Below are 14,709 nucleotides of genomic sequence, written 5' to 3' on the forward strand. Positions count from 1 at the left end.
TTTGAAACAAGATATGAAAGAACAATTATTAAGCAAAAGACCTATAGACCTACTTTTTCAATTATCTATCCCTGCTGTAATAGGAATGATAGTAATAGGTCTTTATCCACTTATGGATGGAATTTTTGCAGGAAATATTATAGGGCAAACTGCAATGACAGCTTGTGGTGTCGCTATGCCACTTACTTTTTTCAATAGCGGAGTATCTACCCTAATTGGTGTAGGGTCAGCATCGGTTTTATCAAGAGCTATAGGAAAGAGCGACCAAAAAACAGTTGATAAAATTATGGGGAATTTAATCTTTTGGGTTATTCTATTCTCATCAATTATTACAATAGGCGGAATTTTACTTGCACCACATTTTTTAGATATGGTTGGAGCAAGTGGAGAAATTAAAGAATATGGTATCAGATATTTACGAGTAATTTTTATTGGTTCTTTATTTGTAAACTTTACTCAATCAGCAAACATGGTTATGCGTGGAGAAGGATTAATGAAAAAAGCAATGCTCATTATGGGGCTAGGGGCTTTTTTAAACATAATTCTTGATCCCATTCTAATGAAATTAATGGGAAAATATGCAATTGAAGGAGCTGCACTTGCAACTATTACAGCCCAATTTGTCCAAGCAGCCATTACTTTACATTATTTCAAAAACAAGAGTAAAGTTGTAAAAATAAATAAAATAAAGTCTGAGCCAGAAGTAAAAAAAGAAATGTTTGCTGTCGGAACATCTGCCATGATGATGCAAGTTTTATTTATGATTCAGCAGACCATGCTTTACAAAATGTCGTTTAAATATGGAGGTGATACAAATGCTATCTTAATGGCAGCAACTTTAAGAATATATGCCTTTTCCTTTATTCCACTTTGGGGAATGAGTCAAGGCTTGCAACCTGTTGTTGGTACAAACTTTGGAGCAAAAAGATATGACAGGGTAAAGGATGCAATGAAGGTATTCTCCATTGGAGGACTTGTTCTTGCAGCCATATTTTGGCTACCAGTCTTATTATTTTCAAAAAACATCCTTTCCCTATTTGGAGTAGAAGAAAGTATTATAACTCAGGGAGTAGGAAACTTTAGACTATTTTATTCTATATTTATCTTATATGGAGTAATGGTTATGTCTATAACATTCTTCCAAGCAATAGGAAATGCTAAAAAGGCAGGCATAATCGTCATGCTAAGACAATTATTTTTATTCGTTCCTGCCATGATTATTCTACCAATGACATTTGGAGTTAAGGCAGTATGGTTTGCTGAACCTCTTGTAGATTTAATTATGATTTTAGCGGGAATAGCAATGATGATTGGAGAGCTTAATAGAATGCCCTCTGAAATAAAAAAAATATAATAAACTATTTAAAAATATTACTAAAGGAGGTTTTAAAGTGAATTTAGTAAAAGAATATGTAAGTAAAAGAAAAGGATCATATTTTGCATCCGTCCTACTTGCGATAGTGGGAGTGGTGGCAGGTTTTTTTTCCTATATATACATGGCAAAAATCATTGTAAATTTGATTAATGGCGTAAGCGACATGAATTTATACACTCCACTTTGCATAAGTATTTTAATAACATTTGTTATTAAAGAAGTGGCAGCAGGAATATCAACAAGTATTTCCCATACCGCAACTTTTAATTCATTAGGAGAAATTAGAAATGATATTTCCAAAAAATTATTTAAGATGCCATTGGGAGATGTATTATCAAGATCATCTGGAGAATTAAAAAATATTATAGTTGAGCAAGTTGATTCTATGGAAACTTCACTTGCCCACCTTGTGCCAGAATTTACGGCAAACTTAGTAGGACCTGTTCTATTATTTATTTATATGTTTACCTTAGATTGGCGATTGACCTTGCTATCACTAATTCCTTTTGTAGTAGGAATGGCTACTATGATGTCTGTTATGAATGCTCATTATAAGGAAATGTTTGGAAAGTCAGTTGCCATTGGTCAACATATGAATAATTCCATTGTTGAGTATATAAATGGGATAGAAGTAATAAAGACCTTTAATCAAAGCGAATCATCTTATAAAAAATACGCTGATGCAGTTTATGATAATGCAAGCTTTTATTATAACTGGATGGGTGAATCTATGAATAGGGTTGCCATAGGTAGATTACTTTCTCCTATGGGGATTATTACAATCATACCCTTTGGGATTTTATTTTATATAAAGGGAAGTATTGATTTAGGAAATTTAATTACCTTAATCGTCTTATCCTTTGCTACAGTTTCTAGTATTTTAAAAATCATGAACTATATGGACGATATGTCAAGAATATCAACTATAACTTCTGAAATAGGAAAAATTTTAGATTCAAGAGAGTTAGAAAATATTGACAAGGGAGAAAAAATAGAATCCTATAATATAGAACTTCAAGACGTAGACTTTTCTTACGATGGAAAAAATAAGGTTATAGATAATCTTTCTATGGAAATAAAAGAATCTAATGTTTCAGCCCTCGTTGGTCCTTCTGGGTCAGGTAAGTCCACAATAGCAAAACTCATTGCGGGATTTTGGAATGTAGATAAGGGATCTATTAAAATTGGCGGAGTAGAAACAAAAGATGTGTCGCTCGAAAACTTGTCTTCACTTATTTCTTTTGTATCCCAAGACAATTTCCTCTTTGATATGACTATAAAGGAAAATATTAGGCTTGGAAATAAGAATACCTCTGACGAAGAAATTATAGATGTATGTAAAAAATCTGCCTGCCATGATTTTATTATGAATCTATCTAATGGTTATGATACAAGAGTTGGTGAAGGTGGAGGTCATCTATCTGGAGGAGAAAGACAAAGAATATCTATTGCTCGTGCCATGCTAAAGAATGCACCAATCGTAATTTTAGATGAAGCAACTTCTTATATAGATCCTGAAAATGAAGCTCTCATACAAAACGCCTTGGCAAATCTAGTTAAGGGTAAAACTTTAATCATAATCGCTCATAGATTAAAGACAATTGTTGATGCAGATAGGATATTTGTTATAAAAGATGGTAAATTAAACTCCTATGGAACTCATGAGGGCTTATTAAAGTCATCAGAGCTTTATAAGGAAATGTATGCTGCAAATTTAAGGGGTGATGAAAATGCTTAATGTGTTTAAAAAGATATGGAATTTTTCAAAAGAAGAACAGGTAAATATTAAGAAATCCATTCTCGCTGGATTTTTGCACGCAGTATTTAATGCCCTTGAGTTTGGAGCAATTTACTATATGCTAGTAAATATATTCTCTAAAACTTTAGACTATAAGGCAATCTTTATTTGTCTCGGCATATTAGTAATATCTCTTGTTGGCAAAATTATGACACTAAAAATTTCACAAATGGCACAAACACACGCTGGATATTTTATGGCAGCCCATAAGAGAATAGAAATAGGAGAAAAAATTAAAAGAGTTCCTATGGGTTTCTTTTCAAGCTTTTCACTTGGAAGATTAACTACAATTGCCACATCTTCACTTTCCCAAGCAGAAATGTGGGTGCCTATGCTTTTGGTTCTTGTACTTGGTGGAGTTTTAAATACTTTAGTCTTTGTCCTTGGAACTTTAATTTTTAACGTAAAGGTAGGACTGGTTGCTGTAGCAGGTGTGGTAGTATTTTTCATCGTTACATCAATGATGGAGAAAAAATCATCAGCTAATGCAGACAAAATGACAGAAACACAAACAAGACTTACAAAAGAAGTATTAGCAACTTTACAAGGAATGCAGGTTATAAAATCCTATAATCTTGGTGGAGAAAATAACAGGGCTTTAAGAAAGTCTATAAAAGACACATCAAGAATACTCTTAGACCTGGAGAAATCTGTAGCACCATACACAGTTATCCAAAGAATTGTAATGGGAATAACAACAGTGGCTATGGTCTATGTATCATTAAAATTAAATTTATCTGGTGAACTTCCACTTGCTGAAACAATTCTTATGATTATGGCATCCTTTATTATCTTTGAAGGCTTAATCGGGGCAGGATCAAACATGGCAATCCTAAGAGCTTGCGAAAATGCTATAGATTCTGTAGGTTTTATCGACTCTATGCCTGATATGAAAGAAGGAAGTATTATAGAGCCTATAAAAAATCACAATATAGTCTTTAAAAATGTCAGCTTTTCTTATGATGACAGACCAATTTTAAAAAATGTATCAACAGAGATAAAAGAAAATACCATGACTGCCATAGTTGGTCCATCTGGATCTGGTAAGACAACATTTTGTAATCTCATAGCGAGATTTTGGGATGTAAACTCTGGAGAAATTTTAATTGGAGGAAAGAATATTAAGGGCTATAAGATAGAAAACTTAATGAATTCTATTTCCATGGTATTTCAAGATGTATATCTATTTGAAGATACAATTGAAAATAATATAAAATTTGGAAAACAAAACGCAAGCCATGAAGAAGTAGTTCAAGCTGCTAAAAAAGCAAGATGTCATGAATTTATAGAAGCTTTACCAGAAGGATATAACACTATCATCGGAGAAGGTGGAGCAAGTCTATCAGGCGGAGAAAAACAAAGAATCTCCATAGCCAGAGCCATGCTAAAAGACGCAGACATAATTATATTTGATGAAGCCACAGCAAATATAGACCCAGAAAATGAAGATAAACTTAAAGAAGCAATAGAATCATTAACAAAAGACAAAACAGTAATTATGATTGCCCACAGACTAAAGACAATTAGAAATGCTGACCAGATTTTAGTCTTAAAAGATGGAGAAATAGTAGAATGTGGAAATCATGAAGAACTGATTAAAAATAATGGACTTTATTCTGACCTTATAAATGCAAAGGCTAAGGCAGAATCATGGAAATTAAATAATTAATAGAAAGAAATATTTAAAGTCTTTGAACAGGAAAAACATTTAGAGCAGGTGGACAAGAAAAATCACTTGCTCTTTTTTTCGTCCCTAAATTATGATAGGAATTTTGAAGATAATCTAGAAGATGAAAATGTTAATGTAAAAAAAATTGTAGCTACACAAATGTGATTGAAGCATAAAAAATGTATCAACCCTTACCCTTTTATCAGGATTTAGGTTGATACACAAAATTATTTATAGACCCTATTTTAAGTTATTATTCTAAATCTTTAGTATTGTCTTCAAGTTTTAAGAACTTATCAAAATCACTTTTGTAGAGTCTATCTTGTATAATTCTATATTTTTCAAACTCACTTTCTGCGTGCTTTTTTGCAAGAGCTGCAGATACTTTTCCTGCATCGTTTAGAATTTCTTTATCCCATAATTGCAAAAATCCATTTAATCTTTTTTCCCAATCTTCCATAGTCATAGGGATATGTCTTTCTGCTTGCAGTTCTGCCATGTCCAAATATGATGAAACAATTCTTTGCATTTGATTTAATTCTTCTTCGTTTAGATAATTTTTTGCAATGACTACATCATATTTATGAATTTTTGAATCTGGTGATCCTTCCCAAGTAGTAAGTCCCATATTTTTAGTTTTGTGATTGGCTCTATCTACAATTAATTCAGCTGCAGTTTTTCCATGAATTGCATAGTGTAATTTATTTTGAATAGCTGCAAAAAATCTTTTTGTTGCTTTTGCAGATGGATCATAATCTAAAGATGTGGCATAAATATCTGTGATTTTTTGATAGAATCTTCTTTCAGATAATCTAATCTCACGAATTTTTACAAGTAACTTTTCGAAATAATCCTTGGTAAGTTTTGTGCCAGAATTCTTGAGTCTTTCATCATCCATTGCCCAACCTTTAATTGTAAAATCTTTTACAATTTGGTTTGCCCACTTTCTAAATTGGACTGCACGTTCGTTATTTACTTTAAAACCTACTGCAATAATTGCTTGCAGATTATAGTGTTTTGTTTCCCTTGAAACATTTCTAGAACCTTCTTTTTGAACTATTAGGAATTTCCTAATAGTTGCTTCTTCTTGTAATTCACTATCGGCATAGATTTTTTTAAGGTGTTCATTTATTGTGGCGACACTAACATCATAAAGAGCTGCCATCATCTTTTGAGTAAGCCAAATATTTTCATCTTCATATCTAATTTCAATAGCTTCTTGATCATCACCATTTGCTGCAATAAAAGTCAAGTATTCAGCAGCGGATGATCTGATTTGAAGTTCTTTTTTTTTCTGATTTTCGTCTTTATTTTTATCAATTTCTCTACTCATAATTTCCTCCATGTATGAATTTCATTCTACCTTTAAACACTGGAATACTAATTAAGAATACAATTACATAATGTATAAAGGAATTTATCATCATATTTTTTGTTATTGGTAATTGATGATAAGTTTGACCTATTATTTTAAAAGCGGCTAGAGCGTTTGTTATAAAATCAAGTGCCAACCATAGGGCGACTGATGAACCTATAAAAGCAATTATATAGTTTAAAAACTTACTAAATTTTGGTAGCTTTTGATTTATTAAAACTAGCAATATTCCATAAACTATTACTACTGTAATTGAAAGGGGAATAGCCAATTTGTTATCTAGTTTATCTTTTATGGATATATAAAATCCTAAACCTACAACTATAAAATCAATCAAAAATGCTGAGATTTTTACAGAGTAGGTAGTGATGAGATAGTAGAAAACTATCCCAGAAAGGATTAATAAAAAATATCCTGCAATAAATATTCCCATAGAATCTCCTAATAATAATCATCATGTTCAGGGCGATAGTTTTTAAGAAAATCTCCCTGAGGTATATTAACATTAACTGTTTTATTAAACTTGCCCATTTTTGCTAACTCAGAAATTTTTAGATTTAGTAAATTTATATCTACACCTAATTGTCCAGCGATTTCATAATCACAAACTTGATCATTGATATTATCTAGGACATCTTCATCACTTATTAATAAGTGAGCCGCAAAAATATTAGCTTCAGTTTCAAATTTGTTTGTTGGGTTTAATACTGTTTGGTCATGAAAAGCTCCACCTCTCATACAATAATCTCTGTGTAGTTGATCGTGACCTAATTCATGTGCTAATATAGTCTTTCTATTAAAATTTGTGTTGCTACTGATAAAAATAAATCTGTTCCTTTGAATATAATGATACATTCCTAAAAGTATTTCTGTTTTAGGTAGATATACCAGGTTAATATTCAAAGCTTCTATTAATTCGATAGGATCTCGTGTCTTATATTTTTTTATAAGTCGATTAACCTTATCATATATATAGCGATTCATGCTCATATAATCACCTAATCTTTTTTCTTACGACCGTATTTCTTGTTTTCTCTTTTAGCCTCCCAATAAGCACGAGTAATAGCTTCAAAAGCAGCATCTTTATCTTCGTCAGAAATTTCTCCACCAGCAAATAAAGAGCTTAGACCTTCTGTTAATGCTCTAGCTTTTTCTAATTCTCTTTTGCCACCCATGTTATAAACTCTATTTAAAAACTCGTCACTTTCTTCTAGAAGATAATTGTAATCACAGTCCATAACTTCAGCTATTTTTTTGTAAACCTCGACATCTCTTGGGTATCTTTCTCCGTCTTCATAATGTACAAGAGTTCTTGTACTTATTCCTATCATTTTTGCAAAATCTGCTTGACTTAACTTTTCTTTTTCACGAAATTCCTTTAATCTATCCGCAAAAGCCATAACTTTAACCTCCTGTACTAATGTGCATTTATAACTTTTAATACGAACAATAGTGCTTGAATTATTTTTCAATTTGAGATATAATACAAACTGAACTTATATTCATATTATAGCACAAACATTCAAGTTTGTAAATAAGTTGTATTGGGGTGATTAGATTGAGAATAAGTAAAACTTTAAAGAATATAATGAACATGTATACAGATAGCAACTTGAAATTTGAAGAAATTAGTTCAGCTGCAAAACTTATTTTAAGTTTATATAGACAAGTTACCTGGGCAGTAGATAGCAGGGCAAATTTTATGATGTTTGAGAGTAAAGAAAACTATGGATCAACTTCAGAATCTGCTTACTTGTATCTTTCTACATTTGCTCCAGAAAAAGTTGAAGAAAAGTTTAATAATAGAGTTTCCAATGTAATGGATAGTAAGCTTATGCTTTTAATAATTTATGATGCCTGTGTTAGGCTAAAAGTTTATCCAGAATATGGAGAAATCTATCATAAGATTATTTATAACTACTACATTGCTGAAAAAAAGATTACTGATGAAGCTTGTATGAGAAGTGTATCTTTAGAGAGAACTGTTTATTATCAAAGAAAAAAGGAAGCAATTGCATTGGTTGGTGTAATAATTTGGGGATATACTTTACCGACTGCTATTAGCCAACTTGAAGACGGTCGTAGCATTGAAGAAATAATGAACATCTAAGAAATTAATTTATACGAACTTATTGCGTACTATTTCCGAATGAAAAAAGTACCATATACGAATTTTATGTGTACTTAAGTGCATATATAATATCCATGATGGGTGATTAGCACCTAAATTTAATATTGGCATTCATTGACTGAAAGAATTTATTTTCTTTCGGTCTTTTTTTATGCCCAGGAGAATCTATGCATAGAATTAGAAGCCCTCCTTGTGTGAATTTCATTTTTAAACAAAAGAAATTCATGTCAACAAGGAGGAAAAATTAATGGACAAAGAATACTATTTATTTGTAGAAGGAAAGAAAGTAGTTGTTAGCAAGGAAGTATATCTTGCCTATCATAGTGAATTGAATAAAGAGAAATATCAAATAAGAAGAGACAGGTTAAATAACTGTTTCTTTTTTTGTTCCTATGATCATGATGGAAACTTCGAAGAAAATTTAGAAGATCTGGAATTTGATGTTGAAAAAATTATCGAAACAAAGGAAATGATTGAAGAAGTAAGAAGAGCTATTTATAAACTCAATCCTGCTGAAAGGGATTTGATAGAAAGTCTTTTTTATAAAGAAGAAACAATTAGAGAAGTAGCTGCTAAACTGAATATTTCTCATCCAGCCGTTATTAAAAGGCGTAATAAAGTCTTAGAAAAACTAAAGGAAATGTTGGAAAACTTTTAGATGATAGTTACCAAGAGGGTCTATTTTTCACTGTTACTCATGCAGTGAGAATTAGACCTTTTCATTTAACCAAATTTATTTTTGAAAATTGGTTACCAAGAAAGACTTCTTTTCACTGTTAAGTATAAGAGGGTAATTTTAAACAATTTTGTTTCATCAAGATAAGTATTTTCTGATGGTCAAATATTAAAAAGATTAATAACTCTCGATAAATTTTGAACCTTAACAATTGAATAGACCAAGACAAGACGTTAATCATTTTTGGAGCGTAATAACCTATCCGTCAAGATCTTTCTGCTGAATAATTCGGCAAAACAAGTACTGCTAAGCTAAAAGCAAGGGAAGAAGAAAGGGAGCGATAAGTAAGAGTTTGAATATAGGGAGGGATACCCTATTCGCTACGAAGAAAATGAGGATAATGATACTTCTAAGGTTGAAGCCGGCTCATCCGAAATAGAGGCGGAGGTGAGATTCCTATGTTGCTAATCCAAGGCACTTGTCAATGTCAAAAAACTGTAATTTTATATTGTGAGGTAAAACCTATGAATACAAAAAAAAAGAAGAAATGTAAACCTAAAGAGCAAATATCAAAAGAAGGTTATTCTAAAAAAATTACTTACACTCAAAGTGATAAAGAGTCCCTTGACTTACTAGATATTGTAGAACTTTACTTATGTAGAGCTTGTATAAGACTATAAGCTGGGGTGCTGACTTAAAAATTTGGGTGCGGTAAAATATAAGTGGTAGAAGAACTCCTTAATGACTATTTGCCCAAATACAAATTAAGGAGGTTTTGTGATGGAAAAATTTGCTTGTATGTATCTTCGTTTATCGAGAGAGGATGGAGATAGCACAGAAAGTAATTCTATTTCAAATCAAAGACAGATTATCAAATCATATGCAAGGGACAATGATTTTAAAGTTGTTGCTGAATATGTAGACGATGGCTTTTCAGGATCTAATTTTGACAGACCAAAATTTAAGAAGATGATTCAAGATCTTGAGGAAAAGAAGTTCAAAACAATTATTGTGAAGGACTTATCCCGTTTTGGGAGAGATTATATCGAATCAGGTAAATATCTACAAAAGATATTCCCAGAAAAAGGTATTCGATTTATTTCCGTAAACGATAACTATGACAGTAAAAATGCAGATGTAAGCGATACACACTTAATTCTTCCTATAAGGAACTTTATTAATGATTCTTATTGTAGGGATATTTCTATGAAGGTTAAATCTTCAAAAGAGATTAAAAGAAAGAATGGTGAATTTATTGGTGCATTTGCTCCTTTTGGTTATAAGAAGGATAGCAAAAACAAACATAAGTTAGTTGTTGATACAGAAGTTTCACACATAATTGAAAGAATCTTCAATATGAAGATAGACGGTTATTCATCTAAGGCTATTGCAGATTTTTTAAATAGCATAGGTTGTGTAACACCATCTAAGCATAAAGAAAATTCTGGTGATAATCATACTACTGGTTTTATTGTTAAAGACTCTAAATGGGACGCAAAAATGGTCAATAGGATTATTACAAACAAGGTCTATATAGGAGTGCTTGAACAAGGGAAAACTAGAAAACTAAATTACAAGTCTAAGAGAGAAGTAGAAGTAAATGAAGAAGATTGGATTGTAATAAACGACTCTCATAAGCCTATTATTTCAAAAAGCATTTATGCTTTGGCTAATAAGATGATGCTTCGAGATATAAAACAATCGGCAGATATACCACATATTTTATCAGGAATGCTTTATTGCAAAGATTGTGGATCTTCAATGGTTAGAAGAAAGGTTAAGTCCAAGAATGGATATAATATTTTTTATATTTGTTCTCACTATAATAACAAAGGGGATTGCACAAGACATAGTATAAAAGAAGACTATCTACTGGATATGACTCTTTTTGCACTTAAAGATTATTTAAAAAAATACAATGAACTACTAAGTCAAGTTAATAAGTTAGATGTATCAAAAGTTACATTTAATATTGACTTTGAAGGCTTAAACTCAGAAAAGAGAAAGTATGAAAGACTTAGACAATCTTTATATATGGACTTAGAAGATGAACTTATAACTTCTGAAGAGTTTGAAAGGTTCAGAAAAAATTATCTTATTAAGATCAGGGAAATAGAGAAACAAATTGCTACAAAGAAAAATATACTTGCTAATTTGCAAGAAAAGATGAAAAACAAGGACAGTTTGGTTTCCGAAATTGTTCCCACTGATTTAAGTAGCCTAAATAGGCTAACAATTGTATCTTTTATAGATAGAATTGAAATCGGAGAAAATAATGAGATTAATTTTGTCTTTAATAATTTGGAAACAGTTAACTTACTAAAGACCCTCATAAAAGAAGAAAGTGAAAGTAAGTCCGAAGTAAAGAAGAATTTGATTTCAATAAATAAGGTATTTGGAAATGCTCTTGAAAATAAGACTCCAATGCAATTAGTTGGAGGTGTTTTATAATGGCAAGAACGTCCAAAAGATATATTGAAAAGAAAAGCAAAAAGACAGAAAGAAAAGTCTTTAAGGCCGGAATTTACACAAGACTATCTAACGAAAGAACAGAAGAATGGAGAGAAAAATCATACTCAATAGAAACTCAAATCCTATCTTGTAAAGAATATGCATTAAAAGAAAATATAGATGTTTTAGAAGTTTACACTGACTATGAATATAGTGGAACAAACTTTGAAAGACCATCATTTCAGAATATGATGCAAGATATTAGGGATAGAAGAATCAATTGTATTATTATCAGAGATTTATCAAGACTTGGAAGAGAATATCTTGAAATGGGAAGATTGATTGATAAAGTTTTTCCGTTTTTAGGTGTTAGATTTATTTCGGTCAATGATAAATTAGACACAGTCAAAGAAACAGATTCAAAGAAATCTTTTGAGGTTACTCTTAAAAATATTATCAACGATATGTATGCTAAGGATATTTCAGTTAAGATAAAGACCTCGAAACACAATAGGGCAAGAAACGGATACTTTATTGGATCTGTTCCACCTTATGGTTACAAGATTAAAAAATCTAAAGAAGGTCAAAAACTTGTAATTGATGAAAATGTTAGATTTATAGTGGAAGAGATGTTTGAATTAACTCTCCAAGGCAAAAGCCAATATGAAGTAGCAAAGTATTTTAATGAAAAAGGCTATGCTCCTGGAATGATTTACTATAAAACTGGGAGAGTTTACAGAGAAGATGATGATCCTGAATGGAATAAAGGGACAATTTCTAAAATGCTTACAAACCCAGCTTATACGGGGACTTTAGTACAAGGAGTTAAGCAACAAAATCTTGCAAAAGGAATTAAGCAACATTTTGTAGATGAAAGTCAGTATATAATTTGTGAGAATGCACATGAAGCAATCATTTCTAAGGAAGTTCACGAAAGAATCTTACGAGAAAGACAAGAAAGAAAGAAAAATCATGTTTTCAGTTCGCCAATGCACAATTTTGAAAATAGGGACTATGAGAACAGATTTAAAGGTCTTGTAATCAATAATAATACTGGCAAAGAACTTAATAGAAGAACTCGTATCTATGGTAAAAATAAAGATAGACTTTACTATTCATTTCAGAATGAGAGATTTAGTGGTAGTATAAAACCCGAAAAATCAGTATTCATTATGGAAAGAGATTTGGATCAGGCTATTAGTTATAAAATTTCTGAGTTTATTATGAAGACAACTAGCAAGACGAAATTTGTTAATCGAATTAGAGCTAGATTTAATAAAGCAATAGATACTTTTAAGAAAGACATTGAAAATCTTAAAAGAAAAAATCTAAATGAAGAAAATATCATTCAAAGAGCCTATGAAGAATACAGTCTAGGTAAGATTGATAGAGATGAGTATCTATTAAGAAGAGAGATTGCTCAAAGTCATATGGCTACATTTGATAATGAGATTTCAGCAATTGAAGTTAATATATCAAAGCTTAAAAAAGAAAGATTAAAATCAACAAAATGGATAAATGATTTATATGCTTCAAAGAATTTGGAAAAGCTACCTGGCGATTTAATCCATAGCTTAATTGAAAAAATAATAGTTTATGATAAACACGAATTTGAAATAGTCTTTAAATTCAATATAGATAATTTGGTAGGAGGAACAGACGATGAGTAAGATTGCTCTTTATATTAGATTATCTGTTGAAGATATGATAAAGACTGATGAGAGTGAAAGTATCATAAATCAAAGAGCATATCTAAATGATTATCTCGACAAGAATGAAGAATTTAAGAACTTCACAAGAGAAGAATATGTCGATGACGGATATTCTGGAACAAATGAAAATAGACCAGCCTTTCAAAGAATGCTTGAAGATGTAAAGAAAAATAATATCCAGACGATAATTGTAAAAGACTTGTCCAGATTTATGAGAGATTATATAACACTCGGAGATTATCTTGAAAATATATTTCCATTCCTTGGAGTAAGATTTATCGCCATAAATGATGGCTATGATAGTGACAAAGAAAAAGGAAATGGAACAGATTTAGATATTCAATTCAAGGGACTATTATATGATTTCTACACAAAAGATATTTCTGAAAAGGTAAAGTCATCTATGACTACACTTAAAAAACAAGGAAAGTTTTTAGCTTGGAGTCCACCATTGGGATATATGAAAGATCCTAACGATAGACACAAAATCATAGTTGATGAAGAAACAGCTTGGATAGTAAAGAAGATTTTCAAACTTGCACTTGATGGTATATCTTCAAGAAATATAGCTAAGATATTGAATGAAGAAAAAATACCAACACCATCAAAAAGAAAGAGCGAATTAACCAATCTTGACTTTGAATATTCAATAATTAGAACTGTGAAAAAACCTAGACCAACTTGGACTAATGGTAATGTAATAGATATATTAGCAAATGAAAATTACACTGGAACTTATACTTTTAATATGCAAGATAAGTCAGTGTTAAATCCATCTTCTTTTAAATTCAAACCAAAAGAAGAATGGGGAAGGGTTGAGAATAATCATGAAGCTATTATTTCTAGAGAAGACTTTGAAAAAGTTCAGAAGATTAAAGAGAAGAACCTATTTATGAAAGGCAAAAATACCGATTATGAATGGAGAAAGAAATCTCCACTACAAGGTTTTGCAAAATGTCCAACTTGTAATCACATTCTAGGATGTACTCAATCTAAACGCAAAAGACCTGATGGAAGCCTTAGAGTACACACATATTTTACTTGTAGGATATGTAAGTGTAATAATGTAAAACATAAGAACTCAAGAGCAGGAAGCCTTGAAGAGCAGGTATTTGAAGCAATAAAAGAAAAATATGGTCTAGAAGTTCCAAACAAAGATGAAAAAGTAAAAGTTAAACCTATGGAAAAATCTATCGAAGATCTTGAAGCTAAGAAAATGCAAAGTTTTGAGAAGTATAAATTAGGCAAGATGAATAGACAAAAATTCATTGACTCTAAAAATTCGATAGATGAAGAGATACAAGCAATAAAAGAAAAAATACAAAAAGCAAAAGAAGAAAAAGAAGTAATAGACAACACTAAACTTACCAGAGAATTGATGGAAAAATATATAGACTCAGTATTCTGTGAAGGAAACGAAGTGTTGAACATAATATGGAAGTAGCAAAGGGAGTGAGCAATCACTCTCTTTTAAATTACATAACAATAACCTCTTTTTTGTCATAAACTTGACATGAGAGGG

The 14,709-nt window shown here is 31.0% G+C and carries 13 protein-coding genes and 1 pseudogene; 10 read left to right on the forward strand and 4 right to left on the reverse strand.

Annotation, left to right across the window (positions count from 1 at the left end):
• The first annotated feature begins 1 nt into the window (after nucleotide 1).
• The 4 genes and pseudogenes from HMPREF0077_RS09800 to HMPREF0077_RS11055 all read left to right on the forward strand — a co-directional run.
• Complete coding sequence (locus tag HMPREF0077_RS09800) at nucleotides 2-1,354, forward strand: MATE family efflux transporter (protein WP_040349757.1); 1,353 nt, start codon at nucleotides 2-4, stop codon at nucleotides 1,352-1,354.
• Between the two features lie 37 nt (nucleotides 1,355-1,391).
• Nucleotides 1,392-3,113, forward strand: coding sequence for an ABC transporter ATP-binding protein (locus HMPREF0077_RS09805; RefSeq protein WP_004837858.1), 1,722 nt, complete (start codon nucleotides 1,392-1,394; stop codon nucleotides 3,111-3,113).
• Nucleotides 3,106-4,842, forward strand: coding sequence for an ABC transporter ATP-binding protein (locus tag HMPREF0077_RS09810; protein WP_040349759.1), 1,737 nt, complete (start codon nucleotides 3,106-3,108; stop codon nucleotides 4,840-4,842). Before HMPREF0077_RS09805 ends, HMPREF0077_RS09810 begins: the two co-directional genes overlap by 8 nt.
• A gap of 9 nt (nucleotides 4,843-4,851) precedes the next feature.
• Nucleotides 4,852-5,004: pseudogene (locus HMPREF0077_RS11055) on the forward strand (sigma-70 family RNA polymerase sigma factor); the annotation flags it as partial.
• 91 nt (nucleotides 5,005-5,095) lie between these two features.
• Here HMPREF0077_RS11055 and HMPREF0077_RS09815 read toward each other — a convergent pair.
• From HMPREF0077_RS09815 to HMPREF0077_RS09830, 4 genes are read right to left on the reverse strand one after another with little or no spacing between them, the layout of a single operon-like run.
• Nucleotides 5,096-6,175: a virulence RhuM family protein gene (locus HMPREF0077_RS09815; protein ID WP_040349761.1), complete on the reverse strand. Its 1,080-nt coding sequence runs from the start codon at nucleotides 6,173-6,175 to the stop codon at nucleotides 5,096-5,098.
• Nucleotides 6,168-6,650, reverse strand: coding sequence for a ligand-gated ion channel (locus HMPREF0077_RS09820; protein WP_004837862.1), 483 nt, complete (start codon nucleotides 6,648-6,650; stop codon nucleotides 6,168-6,170). The genes HMPREF0077_RS09815 and HMPREF0077_RS09820 overlap by 8 nt, the downstream gene beginning before the upstream one ends.
• A gap of 8 nt (nucleotides 6,651-6,658) precedes the next feature.
• Entirely contained in the window at nucleotides 6,659-7,207 is a 549-nt protein-coding gene (locus tag HMPREF0077_RS09825) for an ImmA/IrrE family metallo-endopeptidase (protein ID WP_004837863.1), read from the reverse strand.
• Between the two features lie 8 nt (nucleotides 7,208-7,215).
• Nucleotides 7,216-7,617, reverse strand: coding sequence for a helix-turn-helix domain-containing protein (locus HMPREF0077_RS09830; RefSeq protein ID WP_004026815.1), 402 nt, complete (start codon nucleotides 7,615-7,617; stop codon nucleotides 7,216-7,218).
• Nucleotides 7,618-7,805: 188 nt separating this feature from the next.
• On the opposite strand from HMPREF0077_RS09830, the gene HMPREF0077_RS09835 reads away from it, so the two are divergent.
• The 6 genes from HMPREF0077_RS09835 (at nucleotide 7,806) to HMPREF0077_RS09860 (ending at nucleotide 14,631) form a co-directional block, all read left to right on the forward strand.
• Entirely contained in the window at nucleotides 7,806-8,327 is a 522-nt protein-coding gene (locus tag HMPREF0077_RS09835) for a hypothetical protein (protein WP_004837864.1), read from the forward strand.
• A 268-nt stretch (nucleotides 8,328-8,595) separates the two neighbouring features.
• A complete protein-coding gene (locus HMPREF0077_RS09840) occupies nucleotides 8,596-9,006 on the forward strand; it encodes a sigma factor-like helix-turn-helix DNA-binding protein (protein ID WP_004837865.1) in 411 nt (136 codons plus the stop codon).
• 476 nt (nucleotides 9,007-9,482) lie between these two features.
• Nucleotides 9,483-9,704 (forward strand): hypothetical protein, encoded by a 222-nt coding sequence (locus HMPREF0077_RS11150; protein ID WP_004837866.1) that lies wholly within the window; start codon nucleotides 9,483-9,485, stop codon nucleotides 9,702-9,704.
• A 100-nt stretch (nucleotides 9,705-9,804) separates the two neighbouring features.
• On the forward strand, nucleotides 9,805-11,475 hold the full coding sequence (locus tag HMPREF0077_RS09850) for a recombinase family protein (protein WP_004837867.1): 1,671 nt from the start codon (nucleotides 9,805-9,807) through the stop codon (nucleotides 11,473-11,475).
• On the forward strand, nucleotides 11,475-13,145 hold the full coding sequence (locus HMPREF0077_RS09855) for a recombinase family protein (protein WP_004837868.1): 1,671 nt from the start codon (nucleotides 11,475-11,477) through the stop codon (nucleotides 13,143-13,145). Before HMPREF0077_RS09850 ends, HMPREF0077_RS09855 begins: the two co-directional genes overlap by 1 nt.
• Nucleotides 13,138-14,631: a recombinase family protein gene (locus HMPREF0077_RS09860; protein ID WP_004837869.1), complete on the forward strand. Its 1,494-nt coding sequence runs from the start codon at nucleotides 13,138-13,140 to the stop codon at nucleotides 14,629-14,631. Before HMPREF0077_RS09855 ends, HMPREF0077_RS09860 begins: the two co-directional genes overlap by 8 nt.
• Nucleotides 14,632-14,709 lie beyond the last annotated feature (78 nt).

Source organism: Anaerococcus tetradius ATCC 35098 (assembly GCF_000159095.1).
GTDB lineage: Bacteria > Bacillota > Clostridia > Tissierellales > Peptoniphilaceae > Anaerococcus > Anaerococcus tetradius.

What these genes read in the sequence shown, in the direction of transcription:
- HMPREF0077_RS09815 (WP_040349761.1), bottom strand. Translation starts at nt 6,175, where the DNA reads ATGAGTAGAGAAATTGATAAAAATAAAGACGAAAATCAGAAAAAAAAA.
- HMPREF0077_RS09825 (WP_004837863.1), bottom strand. Translation starts at nt 7,207, where the DNA reads ATGAGCATGAATCGCTATATATATGATAAGGTTAATCGACTTATAAAA.
- HMPREF0077_RS09850 (WP_004837867.1), top strand. Translation starts at nt 9,805, where the DNA reads ATGGAAAAATTTGCTTGTATGTATCTTCGTTTATCGAGAGAGGATGGA.
- HMPREF0077_RS09810 (WP_040349759.1), top strand. Translation starts at nt 3,106, where the DNA reads ATGCTTAATGTGTTTAAAAAGATATGGAATTTTTCAAAAGAAGAACAG.
- HMPREF0077_RS09860 (WP_004837869.1), top strand. Translation starts at nt 13,138, where the DNA reads ATGAGTAAGATTGCTCTTTATATTAGATTATCTGTTGAAGATATGATA.
- HMPREF0077_RS09855 (WP_004837868.1), top strand. Translation starts at nt 11,475, where the DNA reads ATGGCAAGAACGTCCAAAAGATATATTGAAAAGAAAAGCAAAAAGACA.
- HMPREF0077_RS11150 (WP_004837866.1), top strand. Translation starts at nt 9,483, where the DNA reads ATGTTGCTAATCCAAGGCACTTGTCAATGTCAAAAAACTGTAATTTTA.
- HMPREF0077_RS09840 (WP_004837865.1), top strand. Translation starts at nt 8,596, where the DNA reads ATGGACAAAGAATACTATTTATTTGTAGAAGGAAAGAAAGTAGTTGTT.
- HMPREF0077_RS09830 (WP_004026815.1), bottom strand. Translation starts at nt 7,617, where the DNA reads ATGGCTTTTGCGGATAGATTAAAGGAATTTCGTGAAAAAGAAAAGTTA.
- HMPREF0077_RS09835 (WP_004837864.1), top strand. Translation starts at nt 7,806, where the DNA reads ATGAACATGTATACAGATAGCAACTTGAAATTTGAAGAAATTAGTTCA.
- HMPREF0077_RS09820 (WP_004837862.1), bottom strand. Translation starts at nt 6,650, where the DNA reads ATGGGAATATTTATTGCAGGATATTTTTTATTAATCCTTTCTGGGATA.